General features: G+C 68.0%; 23 protein-coding genes. 16 read left to right on the forward strand and 7 right to left on the reverse strand.

All coding sequences use genetic code 11. From position 1 onward, the window contains the following. The first annotated feature begins 4 nt into the window (after positions 1-4). Positions 5-1,162 carry a 12-oxophytodienoate reductase gene (locus RTY13_RS11560; protein WP_312783543.1) on the forward strand — a complete coding sequence of 386 codons (1,158 nt, stop codon included), beginning with the start codon at positions 5-7 and terminating at the stop codon, positions 1,160-1,162. Positions 1,163-1,222: 60 nt separating this feature from the next. On the opposite strand, the gene RTY13_RS11565 is transcribed toward RTY13_RS11560, so the two are convergent. From RTY13_RS11565 to RTY13_RS11595, 7 genes are all read right to left on the reverse strand, one after another. Beyond that, the gene (locus tag RTY13_RS11565) at positions 1,223-2,644 is read right to left on the reverse strand and encodes an aldehyde dehydrogenase family protein (RefSeq protein WP_312783545.1); all 1,422 of its coding nucleotides are present in this window, start codon (positions 2,642-2,644) and stop codon (positions 1,223-1,225) included. Continuing rightward, a complete protein-coding gene (locus tag RTY13_RS11570; RefSeq protein ID WP_312783547.1) occupies positions 2,641-3,909 on the reverse strand; it encodes an NAD(P)/FAD-dependent oxidoreductase in 1,269 nt (422 codons plus the stop codon). Before RTY13_RS11570 ends, RTY13_RS11565 begins: the two co-directional genes overlap by 4 nt. 85 nt (positions 3,910-3,994) lie before the next feature. Further along, entirely contained in the window at positions 3,995-6,352 is a 2,358-nt protein-coding gene (locus tag RTY13_RS11575; RefSeq protein WP_312783549.1) for a TonB-dependent receptor, read from the reverse strand. A gap of 146 nt (positions 6,353-6,498) precedes the next feature. Beyond that, positions 6,499-7,356 carry an SDR family NAD(P)-dependent oxidoreductase gene (locus RTY13_RS11580; RefSeq protein WP_312783551.1) on the reverse strand — a complete coding sequence of 286 codons (858 nt, stop codon included), beginning with the start codon at positions 7,354-7,356 and terminating at the stop codon, positions 6,499-6,501. Continuing rightward, positions 7,349-8,185 (reverse strand): acetoacetate decarboxylase family protein, encoded by an 837-nt coding sequence (locus RTY13_RS11585; RefSeq protein WP_312783553.1) that lies wholly within the window; start codon positions 8,183-8,185, stop codon positions 7,349-7,351. The genes RTY13_RS11580 and RTY13_RS11585 overlap by 8 nt, the downstream gene beginning before the upstream one ends. A gap of 72 nt (positions 8,186-8,257) precedes the next feature. Then, positions 8,258-9,448: an amidohydrolase family protein gene (locus RTY13_RS11590; protein ID WP_312783556.1), complete on the reverse strand. Its 1,191-nt coding sequence runs from the start codon at positions 9,446-9,448 to the stop codon at positions 8,258-8,260. Between the two features lie 130 nt (positions 9,449-9,578). After that, positions 9,579-10,901 (reverse strand): MFS transporter, encoded by a 1,323-nt coding sequence (locus RTY13_RS11595; protein WP_312783558.1) that lies wholly within the window; start codon positions 10,899-10,901, stop codon positions 9,579-9,581. 283 nt (positions 10,902-11,184) lie between these two features. On the opposite strand from RTY13_RS11595, the gene RTY13_RS11600 reads away from it, so the two are divergent. The 15 genes from RTY13_RS11600 to RTY13_RS11670 are packed head-to-tail and all read left to right on the forward strand — an operon-like array spanning position 11,185 to position 25,063. Further along, a complete protein-coding gene (locus tag RTY13_RS11600; RefSeq protein ID WP_312783560.1) occupies positions 11,185-12,057 on the forward strand; it encodes a CoA-transferase in 873 nt (290 codons plus the stop codon). A gap of 11 nt (positions 12,058-12,068) precedes the next feature. Further along, positions 12,069-12,881, forward strand: coding sequence for a CoA-transferase (locus RTY13_RS11605; protein ID WP_312783562.1), 813 nt, complete (start codon positions 12,069-12,071; stop codon positions 12,879-12,881). A 2-nt stretch (positions 12,882-12,883) separates the two neighbouring features. Beyond that, positions 12,884-13,783, forward strand: coding sequence for an enoyl-CoA hydratase (locus tag RTY13_RS11610; RefSeq protein ID WP_312783564.1), 900 nt, complete (start codon positions 12,884-12,886; stop codon positions 13,781-13,783). Further along, positions 13,780-14,862, forward strand: coding sequence for a nitronate monooxygenase (locus RTY13_RS11615; RefSeq protein ID WP_312783566.1), 1,083 nt, complete (start codon positions 13,780-13,782; stop codon positions 14,860-14,862). The genes RTY13_RS11610 and RTY13_RS11615 overlap by 4 nt, the downstream gene beginning before the upstream one ends. Positions 14,863-14,874: 12 nt before the next feature. Further along, positions 14,875-15,624, forward strand: coding sequence for an enoyl-CoA hydratase family protein (locus RTY13_RS11620; RefSeq protein ID WP_312783568.1), 750 nt, complete (start codon positions 14,875-14,877; stop codon positions 15,622-15,624). Positions 15,625-15,634: 10 nt separating this feature from the next. Continuing rightward, on the forward strand, positions 15,635-16,795 hold the full coding sequence (locus tag RTY13_RS11625; RefSeq protein WP_312783570.1) for an acyl-CoA dehydrogenase family protein: 1,161 nt from the start codon (positions 15,635-15,637) through the stop codon (positions 16,793-16,795). Positions 16,796-16,797: 2 nt separating this feature from the next. Then, a complete protein-coding gene (locus tag RTY13_RS11630; protein WP_312783572.1) occupies positions 16,798-17,874 on the forward strand; it encodes an acyl-CoA dehydrogenase family protein in 1,077 nt (358 codons plus the stop codon). Continuing rightward, positions 17,864-19,015, forward strand: a complete 1,152-nt coding sequence (locus RTY13_RS11635) for an acetyl-CoA C-acetyltransferase (protein WP_312783574.1) — start codon at positions 17,864-17,866, stop codon at positions 19,013-19,015. The genes RTY13_RS11630 and RTY13_RS11635 overlap by 11 nt, the downstream gene beginning before the upstream one ends. A gap of 11 nt (positions 19,016-19,026) precedes the next feature. Next, positions 19,027-19,938 (forward strand): SDR family oxidoreductase, encoded by a 912-nt coding sequence (locus RTY13_RS11640; protein ID WP_312783576.1) that lies wholly within the window; start codon positions 19,027-19,029, stop codon positions 19,936-19,938. A gap of 10 nt (positions 19,939-19,948) precedes the next feature. After that, entirely contained in the window at positions 19,949-21,109 is a 1,161-nt protein-coding gene (locus RTY13_RS11645) for an acyl-CoA dehydrogenase family protein (protein ID WP_312783578.1), read from the forward strand. After that, positions 21,106-21,885, forward strand: a complete 780-nt coding sequence (locus RTY13_RS11650; protein WP_312783580.1) for an SDR family oxidoreductase — start codon at positions 21,106-21,108, stop codon at positions 21,883-21,885. The genes RTY13_RS11645 and RTY13_RS11650 overlap by 4 nt, the downstream gene beginning before the upstream one ends. Then, entirely contained in the window at positions 21,885-22,340 is a 456-nt protein-coding gene (locus RTY13_RS11655) for a MaoC family dehydratase (RefSeq protein WP_312783582.1), read from the forward strand. The genes RTY13_RS11650 and RTY13_RS11655 overlap by 1 nt, the downstream gene beginning before the upstream one ends. Positions 22,341-22,349: 9 nt before the next feature. Next, entirely contained in the window at positions 22,350-23,552 is a 1,203-nt protein-coding gene (locus tag RTY13_RS11660; protein WP_312783584.1) for an acetyl-CoA C-acyltransferase, read from the forward strand. After that, positions 23,552-23,875 (forward strand): 2Fe-2S iron-sulfur cluster-binding protein, encoded by a 324-nt coding sequence (locus RTY13_RS11665; protein ID WP_312783585.1) that lies wholly within the window; start codon positions 23,552-23,554, stop codon positions 23,873-23,875. Before RTY13_RS11660 ends, RTY13_RS11665 begins: the two co-directional genes overlap by 1 nt. A gap of 9 nt (positions 23,876-23,884) precedes the next feature. Next, entirely contained in the window at positions 23,885-25,063 is a 1,179-nt protein-coding gene (locus tag RTY13_RS11670; RefSeq protein ID WP_312783587.1) for an acyl-CoA dehydrogenase family protein, read from the forward strand. The last annotated feature ends 56 nt before the right edge of the window (positions 25,064-25,119 follow it).

The raw sequence follows: 25,119 nt of genomic DNA on the forward strand, positions 1-25,119 counted from the left end.
CCCCATGGACATGAAGGTCCAGCCTGCCGCTCGCACTGACGTCCTGTTCACGCAGCTGACGGTCCGCAACCTGACCCTGACCAATCGCATCGTCATGTCGCCTATGACGCGCTATTTCTCGCCGGGTGGCGTGCCGGGCGAGGACGTGGCCGCCTATTACCGTCGTCGCGCCGAGGGCGGCGCCGGGTTGATCGTCACCGAGGGTGTGGGCGTGGATCACCCCTCCGCCATCGACGACCCGGCCATTCCCCATATGCACGGCAAAGCGGCGCTGGACGGCTGGCGGCGCGTGGTGTCCGAGGTCCACACGGCCGGCGGGCGCATCTTCCCCCAGCTCTGGCATCAGGGGCCGCTGCGCGATCCGTCGCGCGCCTTGCGGCCCGACCTGGTCGGCGCCCGGCCTTCGGGACATTGGGGCAAGCCCGGCCACACCTCCTATGGCGACGCCTATGTGGACGCCATGCGGGCGCCGACCGCGCCCATGACCACCGCCGAGATCAAGGCCGTGATCGCCGCCTTCGCCAGCGCCGCGCGCAACGCCATGGAGGTGGGCTTCGACGGGATCGCCCTGCACGCGGGGCATGGCTATCTGATCGACAGCTTCCTGTGGGCCGACACCAATCTGAGGACCGACGCCTATGGCGGCGACGCCGCCCGGCGCGCGGCCTTCGGCGCCGAGATCGTGGCGGCGGTGCGGGCCGAGATCGGAAACGCCCCCATCATGTTCCGCTTCTCCCAGCACAAGCAGCAGGACTATGCCGCGCGCCTGGGCCAGACGCCCGAAGACCTGGGCGCCCTGCTGAAGCCTCTGGCCCAGAGCGGCGTCGATCTGTTTGACGCCAGCGGGCGCCATTTCGACCGCCCGGCTTTCGACGGCTCGCCCCTGTCGCTGGCGGGATGGGCGCGCCGACTGACGGGCAAGCCCACGGTCGCCATCGGCGGGATCGGCCTGGGCAATACGTTGGGCGACACCCTGTCGGGCCGTGGCGAGACGGCGCCCCACGACAACCTGAACACCGTGCGCGCCGCCATCGCACGCGGCGAGTTCGATCTGGCCGGCGTCGGCCGGGCCATCCTGAACGATCCACAGTGGCCGCAGCGCGTGAAGACCGGCCAACCCGCCCTGCCCTTTGACCGGGCCAATCTGCGACGTCTGGCCTGACGAAGGAAAACGGCGCCGCCCCGAGGGGCGACGGCGTCTGTTTCCGTCTATCGCCGCGCGTCAGGCGTGGCCGAGCGTCGCCTTGACCTCGAGGAACTCGGCGAAGGCGTGATCCCCCCATTCTCGGCCATTGCCCGACTGCTTGAAGCCGCCGAAGGGCGCCATCAGGTCCGGGCCCGCATTGTTCAGGATCACCTGTCCGGCGCGCAGTTGCCGGGAGACGCCCCGAGCCCGAGCAATGTCGCCCGACTGCACATAGGCGGCCAGGCCATAGACGGTGTCGTTGGCGATCTCGATCGCCTCCTCCTCGGTGTCATAGGGAATGATCGACAGGACGGGACCGAAGATCTCCTCGCGGGCGATGGTCGCGTCAGGCGCAACGTCGGCGAAAACGGTCGGCTTGACGAAATAGCCGGCGCTCAGGCCGTCCGGGCGACCGACGCCGCCCGTGACCAGGGTCGCGCCTTCCTCGATACCCTTGGCGATCAGGGTCTGGATCTTGTTCCACTGCACATCGGACACCACCGGCCCCAGGGTGACATCCCCGGTCGGATCGCCGACGGTCAGGGCCTCGGCTGCCGCCTTGGCGGCGGCCTTGACCTCGTCCATGCGGGCGCGGGGGACCAGCATCCGCGTGGGCGCGTTACAGGACTGGCCGCTGTTGTTCATGATGCGGGCCACGCCCGCAGCCACGGCCGCCGGAATGTCGGCGTCGTCCAGGACGATGTTGGCCGACTTGCCGCCCAGTTCCTGATGCACGCGCTTGATGGTCGGAGCGGCGTTCCTGGCCACCTCGACACCGGCGCGGGTCGAGCCGGTGAAGCTGACCATGTCCACGCCGGGATGGCTGGACAGGGCCGCGCCGACGCCTGGTCCGTCGCCGTTAATCAGGTTGAACACGCCCGCCGGCACGCCCGCGGCCTCCATGATCTCGGCCCAGAGAATGCCCGACAGGGGCGCCACCTCGGAGGGCTTCAGCACCATGGTGCAGCCGACGGCCAGAGCCGGGGCGACCTTGCAGCCGATCTGGTTCGACGGCCAGTTCCACGGAGTGATGAAGGCGCAGACGCCGATGGGTTCACGGCTGATCAGGGTCGAACCGCGCGCCTCCTCGAATTCATAGTCCTTGAGCACGGAAATGGCGGTGTTCAGGTGGGCAACGCCCATGAAGGCCTGGGCGTTGCGCGCCAGGGCGGCAGGCGCGCCCATCTCGGTCGTGATGGCCTGGGCCATCTCGTCCTGACGGCGGACATATTCGGCCAGGATGGCTTCCAGCAGCTCGATGCGTTCCTGCCGCGAGGTGCGGCTGAAGCTGGCGAAGGCGCGCTGGGCGGCCTTGACCGCCCGGTCCACGTCCTCGGCTGCCCCCAGGCTGATGCGGGCCACGGCCTGCTCGGTCGCCGGATTGATGACGTCCAGAGTGCGCGGCGTCGCGGGATCGACCCAGGCGCCGTCGATGTAGAATTTGAGATGGTCGGTCATGACGCCTCCAGGGACGAGGGAATTGGGCAGAGCGCGACCGCCTTCATCGGCGTCGCGCGGTCGGCCAAGAGCGCACGGGACACGGGCGTGCGGCGACCGATCAGTTGGCGTCCGACCATGAACTCGCCTGGCGCGTTGACGGCTTCCACCGCCTGGATCAGGTCGCCCGCCATGTGGAACAGGGCGAAGCCGGGCGCATCAGGAGCGCCACGCACCACCAGATCGTCGCAGCCGATCGGCACGCCCGCGATTTGCAGCTTGAGATCATACTGGTCAGACCAGAACCACGGCGTTTCCGGCTCCGGCGCCGCGCGGCCCGTGATAGCGGCGGCGGCCTGACGCGCCTGCTCCAGCGCATTGGGCACGCTCTCCAGCCGCATGACCGTATCGTAAAGCGGCATGGGGCGCCGGGTCACATCGCCGATGGCGAAGATGGCCGGATCGCTGGTCCGGCCCGACAGATCGACCAGGACCCCGTCCTCACAGTCCAGCCCCGCCGCGCGCGCCAGTTCGTCATTGGGCACGGCGCCGACCCCGACCAGAACCGCGTCGCAGTCCAGAACCGAACCGTCGCCCAGATGCACGGCCTTGACCTGCCCGCCTTCGCCGATCAGGCGCTGGACCGTCGCATCGAGGATGAAATGCACCCCGCGCTCGCGATGATAGGCTTGAAAGAAGCGCGACAGGATCGGACAGGCGACACGGGCCAGAATCCGGCTCTCACGCTCAACGATGACCACCTCGGCGCCCAGCGCGCGGGCCGAGGCCGCCGCCTCCAGGCCGACATAGCCGCCGCCGATGACGGCCAGCCGCTTCACGCGATGCCGCTCCGGCGCCAGGGCCGTCTTCAGCACCTCAGCGTCGGCGGCGGTGCGCAGGGCCACGACGCCGTCCAGGTCCGCCCCCTCGATAGCCAGAAGACGCGCTCGCGCCCCGGTGGCCAGGATCGCCTTGTCATAGGAGAGCGTCTCGCCGTCGCTCAAACGCACCGTCCGCGCGGCCCGGTCGATGGCTGCGACTGTCTGCGACAGGCGCAGGTCGACGCCGTTGTCGGCATACCATTCGGGCGCCTTGAGCCGCAGGCTGTCGCCGTCCGCCTCACCCTTCAGCCAGGCCTTGGACAAGGGCGGTCGTTGGTAGGGCGCGACGGGCTCGGCGCCGATCAGGGTGACGGTCCCCGCGTGGCCATACTGGCGCAACAGGGCGGCGACGGTTCCACCCGCGTGTCCAGCCCCGACGATGACGATGCGCGTGCTGTCGCTCATGGACCCTGGCTCTGCCCGGAAAATACAAGGTCTCGATCAGGAGACCGACGACGCTGGCGCCGCCGATCTCCCAGCGAGTGTCGGCCTAGAACTTCACGCTGGCCTGCAGGCCGAAGCTGCGCGGGTCGCCCCACTGCCGCAGCGTGAACAGGGTCAGGTTGATGCCCGAGACCCAGTATTCCTCGTCCAGCATGTTCTTGCCCCACACCGAGATCTCGGCGGTGCGACCATCGCCGATGTCGATGTCGCTGAGCGAGATGCGGCCGTCGAGCAGCCCATAGGTCTTGCGATAGGACAGCGGGTCGCCGGTGATGCCGCCCTCCTGCCGGTCGCGCCAGTTGTAGTTCAGGCTGGCGACGAAATCGCCGCCCGCCAGACCCGGCCAGCGATAGTCGACCCCCAGGGTGTAGTTGTGCTTGGGGATCAACGGGAAGACGTAGGTGTCGGTGACGTCCTGGCCCGAAGGCAGGATGAACTCGTCATACTCGGCCTTGGTGTAGCCGTAGCCGAAGTTGATCCGCAGGTTATCGACCGGACGCACCGTACCTTCAAGCTCGATGCCCGACATGTGGGCCTTGCCGGCGTTGATGATGGTGGTCGTCACCAGCGACGGCACGAAAACACCCGCCTGGAAGTCCTTGTAATCACTGTAATAGACAGACGCCGACAGGTTCAGGCGGCGGTCGAACCACTGGCCCTTGGTGCCGACCTCATAGGCCGTCAGCTTTTCAGGATTGTAGGGGGTCATGAAGCTGGCATTGGTCGCCGCCACGTCGTTGTTGCCGCCGCTCTTGAAGCCCGTGGCCACGCGACCGTAGACGTTCCAGTCGTCGGCCAGTTTCCAGGACAGGTTGAACTCGGGCGTGAACTCGGACCACGAGCCGTCCGCCGTCAGGGGGATCAGATCGGACGGGCCGATATTACCCGGCCCCGGAAGGGCGCCCAGAACGGGGCCGCCGCTGCGCGTGATCGGTTTCCCAGTTGCGTCACGTTGGAATACGCCCGACCCCGGCGCAGACGGATTGGCGAGATAGGCCGAGTAGCTCTGGCTGAGCGAGGTCGCCGACTTCTCATCCTTGTTGATGCGGCCGCCCAAGGTCAGGCTGAGCCGCTCGTCGAAGGCGGTCGGCGTCCAGGTCAGCTGGCCATAGGCGGCGACCGAGGTGTTGTCGGCGGACCGCTCCTGCAGGTCGTACTTGTTGCCGCCGAACTGGAAGTTCCAGCGCGGATTGAAGACGCCGTATTCTTCCTGGAAGCCGAAAAGGCCGAAGGTGTACTTCACCGGCCCGTTCGAGCCGATCAACTGCAGCTCCTGCGACCACTGTTCGTAGTTGTTGTTGAGCGTGAAGTGCATCAGGTCGACGCCCGTGCCGTCGAAGTCGGTCTGACTGCGCGACTTCATGCTGCGATAGGCCGAGATCGACTTGAGGGTGATGTCGCCGAAGAAGGGCACGGCGTCGGCATTGTACTCGGCCGTCAGCGAGTGACCCTTGACGAAGAAATCGCTGCGATTGGAATAGTCGTTGGCGATGCCGTCCGGTCGCGTCGTGTGGATGGCGTTCTGGATATAGGGATAGAGGGAGGCGTAGGCGCCGCCCGGCCCAATGGCGCCTGACGCGCTGATCGCCAGCATGGCCGGCGAACTGCGGCTGGAGGTGTCGTCATAGCCGTAGGCGACCTTGAGGTCCTCGGTCGGGCGCCAGACCACGTCCAGGCGACCCGCCTGCTGGTTCTGCTCGCCGAAGGTCGAGAAGCGAGCGGTGGGGTGGGTGTTGTCGAAGAAGCCGTCCCGGGTGCGGCCCGAGTAGGCGACCTTGATGTCAAAGGCCCCGATGCCCTGACCGACCTCGCCTATGCGCGGCAGGTCCAGCGACAGACGTTGCTCGAACAGGTCGGCGCTGCCGACGCCCAGCATGAACTTGCCGCCGAACTGGCCCGTCGGCTGTCGCGTCACCAGGTTGACGGCGCCGCCGATGGTGTTCTTGCCGTACAGGGTGCCTTGCGGACCGCGCAGAACCTCGACCCGTTCCAGATCGACAGTGTCGAAGGCGGCGCCGGTCGATTTCGCGATCGGCACCCCGTCGATGTACATGCCGACCGGCTGGTCGCGACCCAGGCTGGTGTCGGCCGACGGCGCCAGACCGCGCATCGAGATCAGCGGCCCGAAGGCGCCGCCGACCGTCTGGTTGATCTGGATATTGGGCACATAGCCGCTGATGGCGGAAATGTCGGCCACGCCCGCCCTTTGCAGAGCCTCGCCGCCCAGGGTCGACACCGAAAGCGGCACGTCGATCAGGCGTTCTTCGCGGCGCTGCGCGGTGACGACCACGTCGTCGATGCTGGTGGTCTGTTCCGTCGCCGCAGCCTCCTGGGCCATGGCCATGGCGGGCCAGGCGCCGGCCAGAGCGGTGCTCGCCAGCAGAATGGTCGCGGTGCGAGTCATGCGTCGTGTCATGTAACCCTCCCTAATAGCCATGACCATTTTCTGATCTAATTGGCTGTTTTTATTTTATTTTTATGAGACGCCACTCTGGATCGACGGCAAGGACGAGCCCCCTCCTCCCTGCCGCCTTCCAATTTCTTTCTGCTTTAGCCCCCGAGCCCGACCGGCGCGCTGCGGGCCAGGATGCTGTCGGTGCGGCGCCGGATGTTGCCGTCCGACCGTTCGCTTTCCGGCAACAGCCAGAAGCGACCCGCCGCGACCCCGTCCAGGGCGAAGGCGGCCACCTCTTCCGGCTCGGTCACTGGGACCCCGCCGTTCTGCTGGGCCAGTTCCTTCATCGACTTGCCCTCGGGCTGCGGGCTAGCTGCATCGACATAGTCGGCCGGTCGCGCCGAGCGCATCAGGTTGGTGTTGACCAGATGCGGTCCGGGGAAGAGCAGCGCCGCCTTGACCTTGGCGTCCTGGGCCGTGAGCTGATGATGGAGCACCTCCGTCAGGCTCGTGACCGCCGCCTTGGTCGAAGCGTATACGGGCGTTCGGGCCGAGGGCACCAGTCCGCCGTTGGTAGAGGTGGTGTTGACGACATAACCGTCCTCGCCCCCCGCCAGCATCCGGGGCACGAAGGCCCGGATGCCGTGGACCACACCCATGACATGGATGTTGTGGCCCCACTCCCAGTCCTTGAGCGCCAGGGTCCAGATCGGCTCGCGGAAGTCACCCAGACCGACGCCGGCGTTGTTGAACAGCAGGTGGACCGCGCCGTGACGGGCATAGGCCTGATCGGCCAGGGCCTGAACCGAGTCCTGCTTCATCACATCGGCGACGACGCCGACGACATCGCCCCCCTTGGCGCGCAGTTCAGCGGCGGTCGCCTCCAGCGCCTCGGCGTTGATGTCGCTGAGCACAACCTTGGCGCCGCGCTCGATCAGGGCTTCGCCCAGGGCGCGGCCGACGCCGCTGGCGCCGCCGGTGACGACGGCCACCCTTCCCGTCAGATCACGCATCCTGAAGCGCCGCCTCCGAAGCGAGCGCGATCTCGATGCCGCCGGTGGGGTTCTCGTCGTAACGGCCGAACCAGAAGGGCTGCAGCCACTCGCCCGGCACCTTCTCGAGGATCTCACCGCCGGTGACGCTGCGGCCTTCGGAATATTCCATCTTCAGCAGCTTGCGCACCGGCACATCGATCAGAGGATCGGCGGGGGACTCGCGCAGGGTGACTTTTCCGCCGTCGACGACATGGTGCATGTCCCAGTCGCGGTCCCAGTTCAGCTGAGTCAGGAAGACGTCGCCGTCGAAGCCGAAGCCGTTCGCGATGCCGGGCATCCCCTTGTAGCAGAACAGGTTCTCGGTGAACTTCTTGGCGCCCAGGCTCTCGCCGATCTGGCCTTCCAGCTCGACGAAGGCGACGCCGTTGCGGGTGCAGGTGACGTGCAGACGGTTGCCGTTCTTCGTGAACTGGACGTCGGCCAGCTTCTTGGGCTCGCCGAAACGCTCGCGGCCGCCGATGACGACAAACTCGCCGCCCATGGGCATGGCCAGGACGTACCAGCCGGTCTTGCCCTTGTAGGTGGACTCCACGCCGACCGTCATGGCGGCCGAGACGATCAGCTTGTCGGGCGTGGGACGCATTTCGACATAGGAGAACTGGATCAGGATCTTGGAGGCCGCCGTCGGCTCCAGCGGCTTGGGCAGTAGGGCCGCCACGATCTCAGGATCGGTCTCATAGAAGGCGCGCAGGGTCTGCACGGTGTTCTTGAGACCGCCGCCGGAGGCGCGCGCCTCCATGGCGGCCTTCAGTTTGTTCACGTCCTGAACGTAGCGCAGCTTGGCCAACGTCTCTCTCCCAATCTTTTTTTATGTGGATTTTTGAACGGGAGCGGCGCGCACGCGGCCGCTCCCTCAGTGTCAGGCAGCGGCCTTGATGAAGCTGGCCTTCTGCGGGCCGATGCGGGCCGCAATGGCGTTCAGCGCCTTCTCATCCAGGTCGTAGACTTCCAGGGCGTTGCCCGCGAACATCTTGGCGATGTCGGCTTCCGGCAGGCCGCCCAGGCTGGCGATCATCTTGGGCAGGGTGTGGGGCCAGGTGCCCTCGGGGTGCGGATAGTCGGTGCCCCACAGAACCCGATCGATGCCGATGTTGTAGTAGGACTCGGTCGTCTCTTCGTCCGGCAGAGCCGAGCAGCCGACCCAGATGTTGCGCTTGAAGTATTCGCTCGGCTTCATCGACAGGTTCGAGCGGTGATCCCCCAGCTTGCCGCTGGTGTGCTTGACCGAGGCGCGGACGTCCATCAGTTCCAGCATCCAGGGGAACCAGAACTCGCCGCCCGCTTCGGTGAAGGTGACCTTCAGCTTGGGGAACTGCTCGAACACGCCGCCAAAGATCAGGGCCGACATCGGGCGGGTCAGGAAGAAGGCGTATTCCGACAGATAGATGCCGATCCAGCCGGGCTGCGTCGTGTCATAGGCCGGCGCCGCGCCCGAGTGGAAGTTCACGGGCATGTTGAACTCTTGCAGCATGGCCCACATCCGGTGGTATTTCGGATGATTGTAGAAATCGAAGCCCTCCATCAGGGTCGGCAGGACCACACCCTTGAGGCCGTTCTCCTTGGCCCAGCGGATCTCCTTGAGGTTCTCCTCCATGTCGTAGAGGGCCGGGATGATGGCCAGGCCGATGCGGCGCACCGGGTCCATCTGACAGAACTCGGCCATCCAGCGGTTATGGGCGCGGGCGCCGGCCCACTGCAGGTGCGCGTCCTTCAGAACCGGCCTCAGACCGATGTCGGCGCCGAAGGGCGGGGCGTTCCGCTCGGTGATGCCGTCAGGATAGAGGACCTCGGCGGCGACGCCGTCCTCGTCGAGAATACGGCTGCGGATCGTCGAGTCCCAGGCGCCTTCCATGCCTTCCCCGGCGTCGGCGCGCCATTTATTGTTGAAGTCATCGAGAAGGAAGTTCTTCTCATGCTGCTCACGCGCTGCGATTTCCTTGACGATGCGCTCGTCGAACTCCGCCCGATACTGCGGGTCCAGATATTCGCGATATTTTTCCGGGGGCAAACCGGCATGACCATCAGATGAAACTACCAGATACCGATCCACGGAACACTCCCACGTTTCTTTGACGGTCGCGAACTGATCTGTTCGTCAGCCGATTTTTAAATCTTGATGAGGCGATTATTACCCGCCGCTCGTCGACAACAAGCGCGTGGACGCAGACGGTTTATCCGCATCAGGAAACAATCGAGGTTTGCGCCAAGCCGGGCTCGCCGCGCCGCAATGAGGCGTTTTTCCAGGCGTAGAGCGCCAGTCCGGACATGACGATGCAGTTCAGGACAAAGGGCGCCGCAGGTGCGAACTCGTACAGCAGCACCCCGACCACAGGAGTGACGACGATGGCCGCCCCCGACAGGCTGGACACCATCCCGGCCACGAGACCCTGCTGATCGGCTCGCGCCGCCAACGACGAGCCTGCTGTAAAGCCCGGCCGACAGAAGCTGAACCCCAGGGTCAGCACCACATAGCCGATCGTCAGCAGCCAGATCTCGCTTGCGAAGACCGTGACCAGATTGCCCGCCAGCGCCAGAACGGCCCCGGCCCGCAATAGCCGCCGCGGCGTCATCTTCAGCCCGGGGATCAGGACCCACTGGCCGACCAGCCCCGCCGCCGCGCCCGCCGCCATGGCGATGCCGATATAGCCCTGAGCCTCGGTCGCCGGCAGGGCCATTTCGTCCATGATGACAAAGCCCAGGGTATAGACGTTGATCGCCTGGGCGCAGGCGGACAGTAGGCCGAACCACAGGTAGGGGCCGATGTCCTTGTCGCGCCAGACGCCAATCCCCCCCTTGGCCCGCGCCGGTCGGTCGTCCGCCGCGCTCGCCTTCAGGGCCGCCGCCCTCGCCTGAGCGGATGGACGATCCGACGGGATCACCACCGCCACCGCAATCAGGATCGCCGCGGCGATCAGGGCGAAAATGGTCATGGGCCCGGCCAGACCGAGGAAGCCGAACACCAGCAGCGGCGACACCGCCGGCCCGATGATCGTGCCCATGCCCAGGGCTCCGGCCAGGGCCGACAGGGCCGCCGTCCGGTCCTTCTCGGACGTGCGCTCGGCCACATAGGCCTGGCTGGACGAGGCCGTCGCCGACCCCAACAAGCCGAACACGCCACGGATCGCCGCGAAGGCCAGGAAGACCACCATGGGCGCCAGCAGGGCCTGCAGCCCGGCCCAGACCACCAGGGCGCAGCCCAGCATGGAAAAGACAAAGCCGCCCAGCCCCAGCATCATCATCGGCTTGCGTCCGCGCACGTCCGACACCCTGGCCCAGTGCGGCGCGCTGATGGCCCACAGAAGGGCCGACAGGGAGAAGATCGCCGCCACCAGATGGTCGGAAATGCCGATGGCCCGACCGATGGCCGGCATGACCGAGACCAGGCCCAGATTGCCGACCGCCATGGCCATCGAGATCACGAAGATCAGGGCGAACACGCCCTTGGACAGAGTGGTCTCGCCCGTCAGGGGCGCGCCCGGGGTGTTGCGAAGTCTCTGAAGCACTCTGGTCTCCCGACCCCGTCCACGCCGAACCTCGGGCGCGGCGACTTATGAATTGTCGCGAGCGGACGACGCCGCCGGTGGCGGAAAATAGAGCCCAAGCCGTCCGCAACGATAAGGCGCGGAACACGACCAGAGTGTTTCGCCAGCGACCCTATTTCGGTTCGCGCCCAGATTGTCTTCGGACGCAAACAATCCGTTCCTTTGGGGCCTCTTCACCCTCCCCAGCCCGTCTCATAGCGTCGTGACAGGAACCAATCTTCCCTGCTTCACGGAGTGTCTCGGCGTGCTGGACAAACGGCTGGATCTGGATGGCTTCGTCGCCAGCCTGCGCGACGGAATGACGATCGGAATCGGCGGCTGGGCGACGCGTCGCAAGCCCATGGCCCTCGTGCGCGCCATCGCGCGTTCCAACCTGAAAGACCTGACCATCGTCGGCTACGGCGGTCCTGATGTCGGCACCTTGGTGGCGTCGGGCAAGGTGAAGAAACTGATCTTCGGCTTTGTTTCCCTGGATCATTTCCCGCTGGACCCGCACTTCCGCGCCGCGCGGCAGGCGGGCGCCCTGGAGATTCTGGAGCTGGACGAGGGTCTGCTTCACTGGGGGCTGCGCGCCGCCGCCATGCGCCTGCCCTTCCTGCCCGCCCACTTCGGCCTGGCCACCGACATTCCGGCGCAGGGGATCAAGACGATCCGCTCACCTTACGACGACGGCCAGACCCTGCTGGCCATGCCGGCGATCAAGCTGGACGCGGCCATCATGCACGTCCACCGCGCCGATCTGGCCGGCAACACCCTGATCTTCAGCCCCGACCCCTTCTTCGACGACCTGATGGCGCGCGCCGCCGATCAGGTCTTCGTCTCGACCGAGCAACTGGTCGAGACCGAGGCCCTGGACCTGCCCGCCAACGCCCGTTTCCACCCGTTCGAGCGCAGCGTCGTCACCGGGGTGATCGAGGCCCCGCTGGGCGCCCACCCGACCGGCGCCTCGCCTGACTACGGCATCGATATGGCCCACTTGAAGACCTACGTCGGCGCGACCTCGCCCGAAGCCTGGGACGACTATCGCGCCCGCTTCATCGACACGACGCCCGACGCCTATCTCGCGGCGGTCGGCGGCGCCGACCACGTCCGCGCCCTGCCCGCGCCGATCTATTGAGGCCCGCCGACATGACCCAGACCGCCCCCTACACCCTGGCTGAACTGTGCATCGCCGCCGCCGCCGACGCCTGGCGCAACGACGGTGAAGTCCTGGCCACCGGCATCACCCTGATGCCGCGCCTGGCCGCCGGCCTGGCCAAGCTGACCGTCAACCCGGCCCTGATGCTGACCGACGGCGAAAACCACTTCGTCGCCGAACCCGTGCCGGTCGGCCCGCGCAACGGCTACGTCCCCAAGGTCGAGGGCTGGATGCCCTTCGCCCGCACATTCGACAACCTGTGGGGCGGCAAACGCCACGCCATGGTCGTCCCGACCCAGATCGACCGCTTCGGCCAGACCAATATCTCCGTCATCGGCGACCACGCCAAACCCAAGGCCGCCCTGCTGGGCGCGCGCGGCTATCCCGGCAACTCGATCAGCCACCCCAACAGCTATTTCGTGCCGACCCACAACACCCGCGCCTTCGTGGCGGGCGAAGTCGATTTCGTCTGCGGCGTCGGCTACAATCCGGCCCGCTGGCCCGATGGCCAGAAGCCCGCCGGTCTCGACCTGCGCATGGTCGTCACCGACCTGGCCGTGCTGGACTTCAGCGGCGCCAACAAGGCGATGCGGGTGCGGTCCCTGCACCCCGGCGTCACCTTCGACGAGGTTCAGGACAACACCGGCTTCGCCCTGGCGCGGCCGGAAAACATCCCCGAGACCGCCGCCCCGACGTCCGAGCAGCTGACGATCATCCGCGAGCGGCTGGACCCGCACAATCTGCGCGCCACCCTGTTCAAGGGCGACCCCGTCGGCGACCGCCGTCTGCAGGACGCCGCCTGATCATGAGCGACCTGGTCCCCCCGAAAGACGTCGAGATCACCTACGAGACCGAGACGCCCGTCGCCTATGCGGTCGAGGGGCCGGTCGCCTGGATCACGATGGACCGCACGGCGTTCCACAACGCCCAGAACTCGCAGATGACCTATGCGCTGGACGACGCCTTCCGCCGCGCCGTCGACGACGATGCGGTCAAGGTCATTGTCCTGCGCGGGGCGGGCAAGCATTTCTCGGCCGGTCACGACATCGGTACCCCGGGCCGCGACCTGCACAAGAGCTTCGAGCGTCGGCATCTGACCTATGACCACGTCAACAAGCCCGGCGCCGAGCTGCTCTATGCCCGCGAGCACGAGGTCTATCTGGGCATGTGCCGCCGCTGGCGCGACATCCCCAAGCCGACCATCGCCATGGTCCAGGGGGCCTGTATCGCCGGGGGGCTGATGCTGGCATGGGTCTGCGACCTGATCGTGGCCTCCGACGACGCCTATTTCCAGGACCCTGTCGTGCGGATGGGCATCCCCGGCGTCGAGTATTTCGCCCACGCTTTTGAAATGCACCCGCGCATCGCCAAGGAGTTCCTCTTCCTGGGCGAGCGCATGCCCGCCGCCCGCGCCTATGAGCTGGGCATGGTCAACCGCGTGGTCGCCCGCGATCAGTTGGAAGACCAGACCCGCGCCATCGCCGAAAAGATCGCCCTGATGCCGCGTCTGGGCCTGTCCCTGACCAAGCAGGCGGTGAACCACGTCGAGGATCTGCGCGGCAAGCGCACGGCGATGGACGCCGTCTTCCACATGCACCACTTCGCCCACGCCCAGAACGACCTGGTCAGCGGCCACAGTCTGGGCGGGCTGGACGGCAAGGCCATGGCCGCCGGCAACAGGCGCGCGGACGAGGGCAAGGCATGACCCTCGACACCGAACTGACCGCGCGTCTGGGTTGCCGTTATCCCGTCATCCAGACCGCCATGGGCTGGATCGCCACGCCCGAACTGGTGGCCGCCACCAGCGAGGCGGGCGCCTTTGGTTTCCTCGGGGCGGCGGTGATGCGGCCCGACGAACTGCGTCAGGCCATCGCGCAACTGAAGACGCTGACCAGCAAGCCCTTCGGCGTGAACTTCCATATGTTCCAGCCGGGCGCCGCCGAGATCGTGGAGATCATCCTGGCCGAGCGCGCTCAGGTCCGCGCCGTCAGCTTCGGGCGCGGTCCCGACAAGGCGATCATCGCCCGCTTCCGCGACGCGGGCATCGTCTGCATCCCCACCGTCGGCGCGCTGAAGCACGCCCGCAAGATGGTCGAACTGGGCTGCGACATGATCACGGTCCAGGGCGGCGAAGGCGGCGGCCACACCGGCTCGGTCGCCACCACCGTCCTGCTGCCTCAGGTTCTCGACGCCGTCGACGTGCCGGTCGTGGCGGCGGGCGGCTTCAGCGACGGGCGCGGTCTGGCCGCCGCCCTCGCCTACGGCGCCGGGGGGATCGCCATGGGCACCCGCTTCCTGATGACCGCCGAAAGCCCCGTGCCGGGCGTCACCAAGGCCCACTACGTCAAGGCGGGTCCCGACGACATTCTGGTCTCGACCAAGGTCGACGGCCTGCCCCAGCGGATGATCCGCAACCGCCGTCTGGCCCGCATCGAAAGCGCCGGTCCCGTCTCCATGTGGCTGCGCGCGCTGGAAAGCGCCCTGATGATGAAGCGGGCGACCGGGGCCTCCGTGCCCGAGCTTCTGGCCGCCGCCCGCGCCATGACCAGCCACGGCGGGCTGACCCTGGCCCAGGCCATGATGGCCGCCAGCGCCCCCATGCTGATCCAGCGCGCCGTGGTCGAGGGGCGGCCCGACGACGGCCTGATGGCCACCGGCCAGGTGGCGGGGCGCCTCGGCGACCTGCCGACCTGCCACGACCTCATCGAACAGATCATCGCCCAGGCCCACGCGCGGCTGGAGGCTGTCGCCAGCCCCGCCGCCTCCCTGACGACGGCGGCCTGACGGAACCCAAGCATGCCCATCCGCACCGACATCACAGACCGCATTGGCGAGGTCATCCTCGACCACCCGCCGGTCAATGCGCTGGACTCCACCCTGTGGAACGCCCTGCCGGGCATCATCACCGAGGTCGGATCGCGCGAGGACGTGCGGTGCGTCCTGATCCGGGCCGAGGGCCGCGGCTTCTGCGGCGGCGTCGACATCAAGGAGATGCAGGCCCACCCCGAGCGGATCGTGGCTCTGAACCGCGGCAACTACCTGACCTTCAAGGCCGTGCGCGACTGCCCGGTCCCGGTCGTGGTCGCCGCCCACGGCTTCGTCATCGGCGGCGGCATCGGCATCTGCGGCGCGGCGGACACCGTCATCGCCTCTGACGACTGCTACTTCTCCCTGCCCGAGATCGACCGAGGCGCCATGGGCGGGGCCTCGCACCTGTCACGGATGCTGCCCCTGCATGTGGTGCGCGCCGCCTTCTTCACCGGCGGCAAGATCACGGCCCAGGACGCCTGGCGTCTGGGCGGGGTCGAGAAGCTGGTCCCCCGCGATCAGTTGCACGCCGAGACCCGCGCCTTCGCCGCCGTCATCGCCGCCAAGAGCCGCACCGCCCTGGTCCTGGCCAAGCAGGCGCTGAACGGGCTGGAGCCGCGCGACGTCGATCACGGCTACCGCTTCGAGCAGGGCTTCACCCTGGAAATGTACATGCACGCGGACAGCCAGGCCTCTCGCGACGCCTTCGTCCACGACAACAAGACCGCCCAGTTCTGAAGGTCCTCCCGTGAACCTGAGTTACACCCCCGAGCAGACCGCTTTCCGACACGAGGTGCGCGCCTGGATGGCCGGCCACGTGCCCGCCGAGCCCCTGCCTTCGTTCGACACCGCCGAAGGCTTCGAGGCCCACCGCGAATGGGAGCGCACCCTCAGCCGGGGTAATTTCGGCATGGTCACCTGGCCGAAGGCCTATGGCGGGCGCGGGCTGGACCTCGTCCAGTGGCTGATCTTCGAGGAAGAGTATTACCGCGCCGGCGCGCCCGGCCGGGTCAATCAGAACGGCATCTTCCTTCTGGGCCCGACCCTGATGGAGTTCGGCACGGCCGAGCAGAAGGCGCGCTTCCTGCCCGCCATGGCCGCAGGCGATGAAATCTGGGCCCAGGCCTGGTCCGAACCTCAGGCGGGCAGCGATCTGGCCGCCGTGGCCGCCACCGCCGTGATCGACGGCGACGACTATGTGCTGAACGGCCACAAGATCTGGTCGTCGCGCGCCGTCTTCGCCGACTGGGCCTTCGTCCTGGTCCGCACCGAGGCGGGATCTCAGCGGCACAAGGGCCTGTCCCTTCTGCTGATGGACCTGAAGACGCCGGGCGTGCGCGTCCAGCCCATTCCCCAGATCGACGGCGAGGCGGGCTTCGCCGAGATCTTCCTGGAGAACGCCCGCGTGCCCGTCCTCAACCGGCTCGGCGACGAGGGTCAGGGCTGGCACGTCTGCATGGCCACCGCCGGGTTCGAGCGCGGCCTGATGCTGCGCAGCCCCGCCCGCTATCAGGAGGCCGCGCGCCGATTGGCCGCCCTCTATCGTCGCCACGAAGCCGAGGTCGATCCGGCGCTGGGCCGCGACGTGGCTCAAGCCTGGATGAACGCCGAGGCCTATGCCCTGTCGATCTATTCGACGGCCTGTCGCCTGACGGCGGGCGGATCAATCGGGGCCGAGGCCAGCTGCAACAAGATCTTCTGGTCCGAGATGGACATCGCCCTGCACCAGACGGCCCTGGCCATCCTGGGGCCGCGCGCCGAACTGCTGGCGAGCGCGCCCGACGACGAGGAAACCGGCGACTGGCTGGGCGGCTACCTCTTCTCGCTGGCCGGGCCGATCTACGCCGGATCGAACGAGATCCAGCGCAACATCATCGCCGAGCGCCTGCTCGGCCTGCCGAGGGGCTGATCGTGGATTTCGCCTTCTCCGACGAACAACAGGCCATCGCCGAGGTCGTCCGCACCCTGCTGCGGGCCGAATGCACGGGCGCGCACCTGCGCCGACTGATGGACAGCGACCAGGCCCGAGACGAGCCGCGCTGGCGCCAGATCCTCGACCTGGGCCTGACCGGCGTCATGGTGCCCGAGGCTAAAGGCGGCCTGGGTCTGGACGAGACCGACTTCGTCCTGATCGCTCAGGTCTGCGGCCACGCCGCCCTGCCCGAGCCTCTGGTCGAGCTGGCGGGGGTGGTCCTGCCGCTGCTGGCGGCGGTCGATCATCCCCGCGCGGACGAATGGCTGGGCCAGGCTGTGGCAGGCGAGGCGACGGTGGCTCTGGGCCATCCGTCCAATCCCTTCGTCGCCGACGCCGACACGGCGGACGTCCTGCTGCTGGTCCACGACGGCGCCCTGCATCTGGTCGAGCGTTCGGCGGTCGAACTGATCGTCCAGCCCAGCATCGACCCCTTCCGTCGCCTGTCGCGCGTGGTCTGGACGCCCTCCGCTGACAACCGGATCGCCGACGCCGCCACGGCTGCGCCCCTGCTGGCGACGGCGCTGGAACGCGGCGTCATCTTCGCCGCCGCCCAGTGCATCGGTCTGGCCGAGCGCAGCGTCGAACTGGCCGTCGACTACGCCAAGGAACGCACCCAGTTCAGCAAGCCCATCGGCGTCAACCAGGCGGTGAAACACCTGCTGGCCACGGCCCAGGTGAAGATCGAGTTCGCCCGCCCCGTCGTCTTCGCCGCCGCCGGTGAACGCGCCGCCGACAACGCCCTGTCGCGCGCCCGCGCCTCGCACGCCAGACTGGCCGCCGCCGAGGCCGCCGTCCTGGCCGCCCGCACCGCCATCCAGGTCCACGGGGCCATGGGCTATTCGTGGGAGGTGGACGTCCACTTCCTGCTGAAGCGCGGCCTCGCGCTCGCAGGCGTCTGGGGCGACGAAAGCTTCCACCGCGCGCGGGTCATGACCCGCGCCCTCTCCTCCCCCGACATCGACCACAGCTTCGCCTGGGCCGCCCTGAAGGAAGACGCCGCCCATGCCGCATGAGGCCTATATCATCGACGCCGTCCGCTCCCCGGTCGGGCGCAAGAAGGGCGGGCTGGCCCATGTCCACTCAGCCGATCTGGGCGCCCACGTCCTGTCGGCCCTGATGGCCCGCGTCGGGGTCGATCCCGGCGCGGTCGAAGACGTGGTGTTCGGCTGCTGCGACACCATCGGTTCTCAGGCTGGCGACATCGCTCGATCCTGCTGGCTGGCGGCGGGCCTGCCCGAACACGTTCCCGGCGTGACCATAGACCGTCAGTGCGGCTCGGCCCAGCAAGCGGTGCATTTCGCGGCACAGGGCGTGATGAGCGGGACCCAGGACATGGTCGTCGCCGGCGGCGTGCAGAACATGAACGCCATCCCGATTTCGGCCGCCATGCTGGCGGGGCAGACCTATGGCTTTGCCGACCCCTTCCGCGGCTCGACCGGCTGGCAGGCGCGCTATGGCGACCAGGAGGTCAGCCAGTTCCGTTCCGCCGAGATGATCGCCGACAGGTGGAACATCAGCCGCGCCGAGATGGAGCAGTTCGCGCTGGAGAGCCATCACCGGGCCCTCGACGCCGCCGAGGCCGGGCGCTTCGACAACGAGATCATCCCGCTGGAAGGCGTGACGCGCGACGAGACCCCGCGCCAGACCTCGCTGGAAAAGATGGCGACGCTGCAGCCGCTGACGCCCGATGGCCGCATCACCGCCGCCGTGGCCAGCCAGACCGCCGACGGCGCCGCCGCCCTGCTGCTGGCCTCGCCCAAGGCGGTGAAGGATCACGGCCTCAAGCCCCGCGCCCGCATCCACCATCTGTCGGTGCGCGCCGATGATCCGGTGTGGATGCTGACTGCACCCATCCCGGCCACTCGCCGCGCGCTGGAGAAGACCGGCCTGCGGATCGAGGACATCGACCTGTTCGAGTGCAACGAAGCCTTCGCCTCGGTCGCCATGGCCTGGATGAAGGACCTCGGCATTCCGCACGACCGGGTCAACGTCAACGGCGGCGCCATTGCTCTGGGCCACCCGTTGGGGGCCACAGGCGCGCGCATCATGACCACCATGCTCAACGAGCTGGAACGTCGCGGCGGCCGCTACGCCCTGCAGACCATGTGCGAGGGCGGGGGTCAGGCCAATGTCACCATCATCGAGCGTCTGTGAGGGAAGCGTCCATGTTCGGGATCTGTGAGAACCGCGTGGTCATCGTCACGGGCGCGGGCGGCGGGCTGGGGCGGGCCTACGCCCTCGCCCTGGCGGCGGAAGGCGCGAAGGTCGTGGTCAATGACCTGGGCGTCGGAACCCACGGCGAGGCCGGTCAGACGGTCGGCGCGGCCCAGATCGTGGTCGATCAGATCATCGCAGCGGGCGGCAAGGCCGTCGCCAACACCGACGACGTCACCGAGGTCGAGGGCGGGCAGCGCATGGTCCAGACCGCGCTCGACGCCTTTGGCGACCTGCACGCCGTGGTCAACAACGCCGGCTTCGTGCGCGACCGTATGTTCGTCTCCTGCACGCCCGAGGAATGGGACGCCGTGCTGCGCGTCCACCTGCGCGGCCACTTCTGCGTCAGCCGCGCCGCCGTCGACTACTGGCGCGCCAAGCAGAAGGCAGGGCGCAATCCCGACGCCCGCATCATCAACACCTCGTCCGGCGCGGGCCTGCAGGGCTCGATCGGCCAGAGCGCCTATTCGGCGGCCAAGGGCGGCATCGCCAGCCTGACCCTGGTGCAGGCCGCCGAGCTGGGCCGCTATGGGATCACCGCCAACGCCCTGGCCCCGGCGGCGCGTACCCGCATGACCGAGACCGCCTTCGCCGACGCCATGCAGGCGCCCGAGCAAGGGTTCGACGCCAACGACCCCGCCAATGTCGCCCCCACCATCGTCTGGCTGGCCAGCGCCCTGTCCGCCGAGGTGACGGGTCAGGTCTTCGAACTGCAAGGCGGACGGATCATGCTGTCCGAGGGCTGGCGCAACGGCCCCGGCGTGGACCAGGGCCGCCGCTGGCGTCCGTCCGAGGTCGGCGCCGTCGTCCACGACCTGCTGGCCCGTCGCACTCCGGCGCAAGCCGTCTATGGCGCGGGCTGAGGGGGCGCGGATGAACATCACCCTCAGCGACGAACAACTGGCCATCGCCGAAAGCGCCCGGGCGTTTCTGGACGAACACGGCAGCTCGGCCCGTCTGCGCGCCGCCATCGAATCCGCCGACGGCTGGGACGCCGAACAGTGGCGCGCCATGGCCCAGGAGATGGGCTGGCTGGGCGTGGCCGCGCCGGAACGGTTCGGCGGCAGCGATCTGGGCCTGGTCGAACTGGCCATCCTGCATGAAGAGGCCGGGCGCACCCTGACGGCGGCTCCGCTGTTCCCGACCTTGGGCTTGGCCCTGCCTGCCCTGATGTCGGCGGGCTGCGAGGCGCGACAGGCCGAGCACCTGCCCCGTCTGATCGAGGGCGAGATCCGCGCCGCCGTCTGCCTGACCGGGGCCAGCGGCGCGCCCGTTCCCGGCGATGTCGCGATCGATCTGAAGGCCGATGGCGGCGGCTGGCGCCTGAACGGGACCGCCGAATACGTGCTGATGGGCCACGCCGCCAATCTGCTGATCGTCGTCGCCCGGACCGAGGGAACAACCGACTGGGATGGCCTCAGCCTGCTGGCCGTGGCCGCCGACACGTCGGGGATCAGCGTCGAGCGCCTGACCAGTCTGGACCTGACCCGCCCCTTCAGCCGCGTGCGCTTCGAACAGGTCCGCGTCACCGATGACGCCCTGCTTGGCGCGCCGGGCAAGGCCGCCGCCGCCATCCGCCGGATGCTGGCGGTCGGCACGGTCATGCTGGCCGCCGAACAGCTGGGCGGGGCCGAACGGACGCTGGAGATCACCACCGAATACGCCAAGCAACGGGTCCAATTCGGGCGCGTCATCGGCTCCTTCCAAGCCATCAAGCACAAGCTGGCCGACATGATGATGGCCGTCGAATCCGCCCGCTCGGCTCTCTACTACGCCGTGCGCCTGCTGGACGTGCCCGACGAGATGAAAGAGGCCGCCGCCGTCGCCGGGGCCAGCTGTTCCGAAGCCTTCCTGCAATGCGCGGGCGACGCCATCCAGATCCACGGCGGCATCGGCTTCACCTGGGAGCACGACGCCCATCTCTATTTCAAGCGCGCCCGCGCCAGCGCCGCCCTGCTGGGCGGCCCGTCCCATCATTACGAAGCCATAGCTGGCCTGATGGGTCTGGACGAGGCCCCGGAACCCACCACATGACGCCTCCCCCGCCCTATCCGGCCCCCCGCAACCTGTTGCAGGGCAAGACCGCCGTCATCACCGCCGCCGCCGGCACCGGCATCGGCTTCTCCGTCGCCAAGCGCTTCGCCGAGGAAGGCGCAACGCTTCTGATCAGCGACCTGCACGAGCGCCGCCTGAACGAGGCCGCCGACGCCATCGAGGCCGCCGTCGGCCGGCGCCCGGCGACCCAGCTTTGCAATGTCACCGTCGAGGCCGAGGTTCAGGCCCTGGCCGCGCGCTCGGTCGAAGTGCTGGGCCGGGTCGACATCCTGGTCAACAACGCCGGGCTGGGCGGCTCGACCGCTGTGGTCGACATGGCCGACGACGAATGGGCGCGCGTCATCGACGTGACCCTGACCAGCGTCTTCCGCATGAGCCGCGCCTTCCTGCCGATCATGTATGCGCAAGGGTCCGGCGCCGTGGTCAACAACGCCTCGGTCCTGGGCTGGCGGGCGCAAAAACTTCAGGCCCACTACGCCGCCGCCAAGGCGGGGGTCATGGCCTTCACCCGCTGTTCGGCGCTGGAAGCCGCCGAGCGCGGCGTGCGCGTCAACGCCGTCGCCCCGTCCATCGCCATGCACGCCTTCTTGGCCAAGGTGACGACGCCGGAACTGCTGCAGTCGCTGGCGGCGCAAGAGGCTTTCGGTCGTCCCGCCGAGGTCTGGGAAGTGGCCAACGCCATGCTCTTCCTGGCCTCGGACCTGTCCTCCTACATGACCGGCGAAGTGCTGTCGGTCTCCAGCCAGAGGGCCTGATGCGCGTCTTCGAGAACCCGCGGCTCATGTTGGGCCTGGCCGATGAACCGCTGGGCGTCAGCGACTGGCTCCAGATCGACCAGGACCGCATCGACGGATTCGCCCACGTCACCGGCGACGACCAGTGGATCCACGTCGATCCCGAACGCGCGAGAACCGGCCCATTCGGCGCCACCATCGCCCACGGCTATCTGACCGTGTCGCTGGCCAACCTCTTCCTGCCCCAGATCATCGAGGTGCGCGGCTTTTCGATGGGCGTGAACGTCGGGGTCGACAACATCCGCTTCCTCGCCCCCGTCCGGGTCGGCTCGCGCCTACGTGGTTCGGGCGTCCTACTGCACGCCGAAGAAGCCAAGGCCGGATCGGTTCAGGCCACCGTCCGCATCACCATCGAGCTCGAAGGCGAGGCCAAGCCGGCCTGCGTCCTCGACGCCATCAGTCGCTATTATCCGTAAAGAGATTTCATGCGCCAAGCCGTCATCGTCAGCGCCGCCCGCACCCCGATCGCCAAGGCCTATCGCGGCGCCTTCAACGACACCGAAGCCACCGCCCTGTCCGGCCACGTCGCCGCCGAGGCCGTGCGCCGGGCGGGCATAGACCCGGCCGGCATCGAGGACGTCATCGTCGGCTGCGCCGCCCAGCAGGGCACGCAGGGCTACAACATCGGCCGCCTGACCGCCGCCGCTGCGGGCTTCCCCGACAGCGTCGCCGGCATGGCCCTGGACCGGATGTGCGCCTCGGGCCTGATGGCCATCGCCACCGCCTCGAAACAGATCGCCGACGACGGCATGGAGGCGGTGGTTGCGGGCGGGGTCGAGTCCATCTCCCTGACCCAGAACAAGCACAAGAACGCCTATCGCGCCCGCAACGAGAGCGTCCTCGCCCATTCGCCGCATATGTACATGCAGATGATCGAGACCGCCGAGATCGTCGCCGACCGCTATGGGATCACCCGCGAGGCCCAGGACCAGTACAGCCTGCAAAGCCAGCAGCGCACCGCCGCCGCCCAGGCCGCCGGTCGCTTCAATGCCGAGCTGGCGCCCCTGACCACGCGCAAGCAGGCGGTGGACAAAGCCACTGGCGCGATCAGCCACGAGACCGTCACCCTGACCGCCGACGAAGGCCCGCGCGCCTCGACCACGCTGGAAAACCTCGCGGCGCTGGAGCCGGTGTTCAAGGACGGCGACGTCGTCAAGCAGGGCCGCCACGTCACGGCGGGCAACGCCTCGCAGCTGTCGGACGGCGCCGCCGCCGTGGTGCTGATGGAGGCAGCCGCCGCCGAGCGCGCGGGCCTGTCGCCGCTGGGCGCCTGTCTGGGCATGAGCGTCGCCGGCTGTAGTCCCGACGAAATGGGCATTGGCCCGGTTTTCGCCGTGCCCCGGCTGCTGGCCCGCCACGGGCTGAAGATGTCGGACATCGGCCTGTGGGAGCTGAACGAGGCCTTCGCCTGTCAGGCCCTCTATTGTCGCGATACTCTGGGAATCGACCCGGAACTGTTCAATGTCGATGGCGGGGCCATCGCCGTGGGCCATCCCTTCGGCATGACCGGGGTGCGCACGGCGGCGCACGCCCTGATTGAAGGCAAGCGTCGCGGCGTCAAGCACGCCGTGGTGACCATGTGTGTCGGCGGCGGCATGGGCGCCGCCGCCCTGTTCGAGGTGTTCTGATGCCCCAGATTTTCGTGACCCAACAGGACGGCCAGCAACTGACGCTGGAGGTCGCATCCGGGCGGCGGCTTATGGAGGCCCTTCGAGACGGCGGCACCACAGTCGAAGGCACCTGCGGCGGGGCCTGCTCGTGCGGCAGCTGCCACGTCTATGTCGACGACGCCTGGCTGGCCAAGCTGGCCGAGGCCGAGGGCGATGAGCGCGAGATGATCGAGGCCATCGGCGACGTGATCGAAGTGCGTCCCAGCTCTCGCCTCGCCTGCCAGATCCAGATGAGCGACGCCCTGGACGGCCTGACCCTGACCATCGCCGAAGCCATCTAGGAGGCAGGGATGAGCCGCAATTTCGCGCCCGAACACGAGGGCTTTCGTCGTCAGGTCGCGGCCTGGCTGGACGAACAGCTGTCCGGTCCCTTCGCCCATCTGCGCGGGCTGAACAACCACGTCGACGCCATTCCTGAACGCCGTGAATGGGAAGCCGCCCTGGGCAAGGCCCGCTACGGCTGCATCGGCTGGCCCGAGGAATGGGGCGGTCGCGGCGCCAGCATCGCGGAACAGGTGATCTTCGCCGAGGAATACGCCCGCGCCAAAGCGCCCTCGCGCATCGGCCACATCGGCGTCGAGCTGGCAGGGCCGACCCTGCTGCTGCACGGCACCGAAAAGCAGAAGCAGCAGTTCCTGCCCGGCATCGCCTCGGGCGCCGACATCTGGTGCCAGGGCTATTCCGAGCCCAACGCCGGCTCCGATCTGTCCAACGTCCGCACCACCGCCTGGCTGAAGGACGGACGCTGGATCATCAACGGCCAGAAGGTCTGGACCTCGATGGCCCAGTTCTCGGACTGGGTCTTCGTCATCTGCCGCGCCGATTCCGGCACCCGCGGGGCCAGCGGCCTGGCCTATCTGCTGGTGCCGATGAACCAGCCCGGCGTCACCGTCCGCCCCATCCGCCAGATGACCGGCGAGGCCGAGTTCAACGAGGTCTTCTTCGACAACGCCGAGACGGCGGCCGAGAACATCGTCGGCCAGCCGGGCGAAGGCTGGAAGGTCGCCATGGCCACCCTGGCCTTCGAGCGCGGGGTCTCGACCCTGGGCCAGCAGATGCATTTCAGGAACGAGCTGGAAGAACTGGTCGCCCTCGCAAAAGCCAATGGCGCGGCGCGCTCGCCCCTGATCCGCCAGCGCCTGGCCAAGGCCCATGTCGGTCTGACGGTGATGCGCGCCAGCGCCCTGCGGATGCTGGCCAACCAGGACCCGACCCCGACCTCGGGCGCCTATACCTACAAGCTCTACTGGGCGCTGTGGCATCGTTCGCTGGGGGAACTGGCCATGGACGTTCAGGGTCTGTCGGGTCAGATCGGCACGGGCGAGACCGACTTCGGCGACCTGACCAAGATGCATCTGATGTCGCGCGCCGAGACCATCTACGCCGGCACCAACCAGATCCAGCGCAACATCATCGCCGAGCGCGCCCTGGGCCTGCCCCGCGAAGCGCGCGGCGCCGAACGCGGCTGAACCCGGCATAAAAAAGGGGCCTCTCCGCGGAAAAGAGGCCCAGGTCGCCGGTCCTG

Source organism: Brevundimonas sp. (genome assembly GCF_032055285.1).
In the GTDB taxonomy this organism is placed as follows: domain Bacteria; phylum Pseudomonadota; class Alphaproteobacteria; order Caulobacterales; family Caulobacteraceae; genus Brevundimonas.

Coding starts and splice junctions, on each gene's coding strand:
- RTY13_RS11640 (WP_312783576.1), top strand. CDS start 19,027: ATGTTCGGGATCTGTGAGAACCGCGTGGTCATCGTCACGGGCGCGGGC.
- RTY13_RS11660 (WP_312783584.1), top strand. CDS start 22,350: ATGCGCCAAGCCGTCATCGTCAGCGCCGCCCGCACCCCGATCGCCAAG.
- RTY13_RS11650 (WP_312783580.1), top strand. CDS start 21,106: ATGACGCCTCCCCCGCCCTATCCGGCCCCCCGCAACCTGTTGCAGGGC.
- RTY13_RS11620 (WP_312783568.1), top strand. CDS start 14,875: ATGCCCATCCGCACCGACATCACAGACCGCATTGGCGAGGTCATCCTC.
- RTY13_RS11570 (WP_312783547.1), bottom strand. CDS start 3,909: ATGAGCGACAGCACGCGCATCGTCATCGTCGGGGCTGGACACGCGGGT.
- RTY13_RS11605 (WP_312783562.1), top strand. CDS start 12,069: ATGACCCAGACCGCCCCCTACACCCTGGCTGAACTGTGCATCGCCGCC.
- RTY13_RS11615 (WP_312783566.1), top strand. CDS start 13,780: ATGACCCTCGACACCGAACTGACCGCGCGTCTGGGTTGCCGTTATCCC.
- RTY13_RS11670 (WP_312783587.1), top strand. CDS start 23,885: ATGAGCCGCAATTTCGCGCCCGAACACGAGGGCTTTCGTCGTCAGGTC.
- RTY13_RS11645 (WP_312783578.1), top strand. CDS start 19,949: ATGAACATCACCCTCAGCGACGAACAACTGGCCATCGCCGAAAGCGCC.
- RTY13_RS11575 (WP_312783549.1), bottom strand. CDS start 6,352: ATGACTCGCACCGCGACCATTCTGCTGGCGAGCACCGCTCTGGCCGGC.
- RTY13_RS11665 (WP_312783585.1), top strand. CDS start 23,552: ATGCCCCAGATTTTCGTGACCCAACAGGACGGCCAGCAACTGACGCTG.
- RTY13_RS11580 (WP_312783551.1), bottom strand. CDS start 7,356: ATGCGTGATCTGACGGGAAGGGTGGCCGTCGTCACCGGCGGCGCCAGC.
- RTY13_RS11635 (WP_312783574.1), top strand. CDS start 17,864: ATGCCGCATGAGGCCTATATCATCGACGCCGTCCGCTCCCCGGTCGGG.
- RTY13_RS11610 (WP_312783564.1), top strand. CDS start 12,884: ATGAGCGACCTGGTCCCCCCGAAAGACGTCGAGATCACCTACGAGACC.
- RTY13_RS11560 (WP_312783543.1), top strand. CDS start 5: ATGGACATGAAGGTCCAGCCTGCCGCTCGCACTGACGTCCTGTTCACG.
- RTY13_RS11655 (WP_312783582.1), top strand. CDS start 21,885: ATGCGCGTCTTCGAGAACCCGCGGCTCATGTTGGGCCTGGCCGATGAA.
- RTY13_RS11565 (WP_312783545.1), bottom strand. CDS start 2,644: ATGACCGACCATCTCAAATTCTACATCGACGGCGCCTGGGTCGATCCC.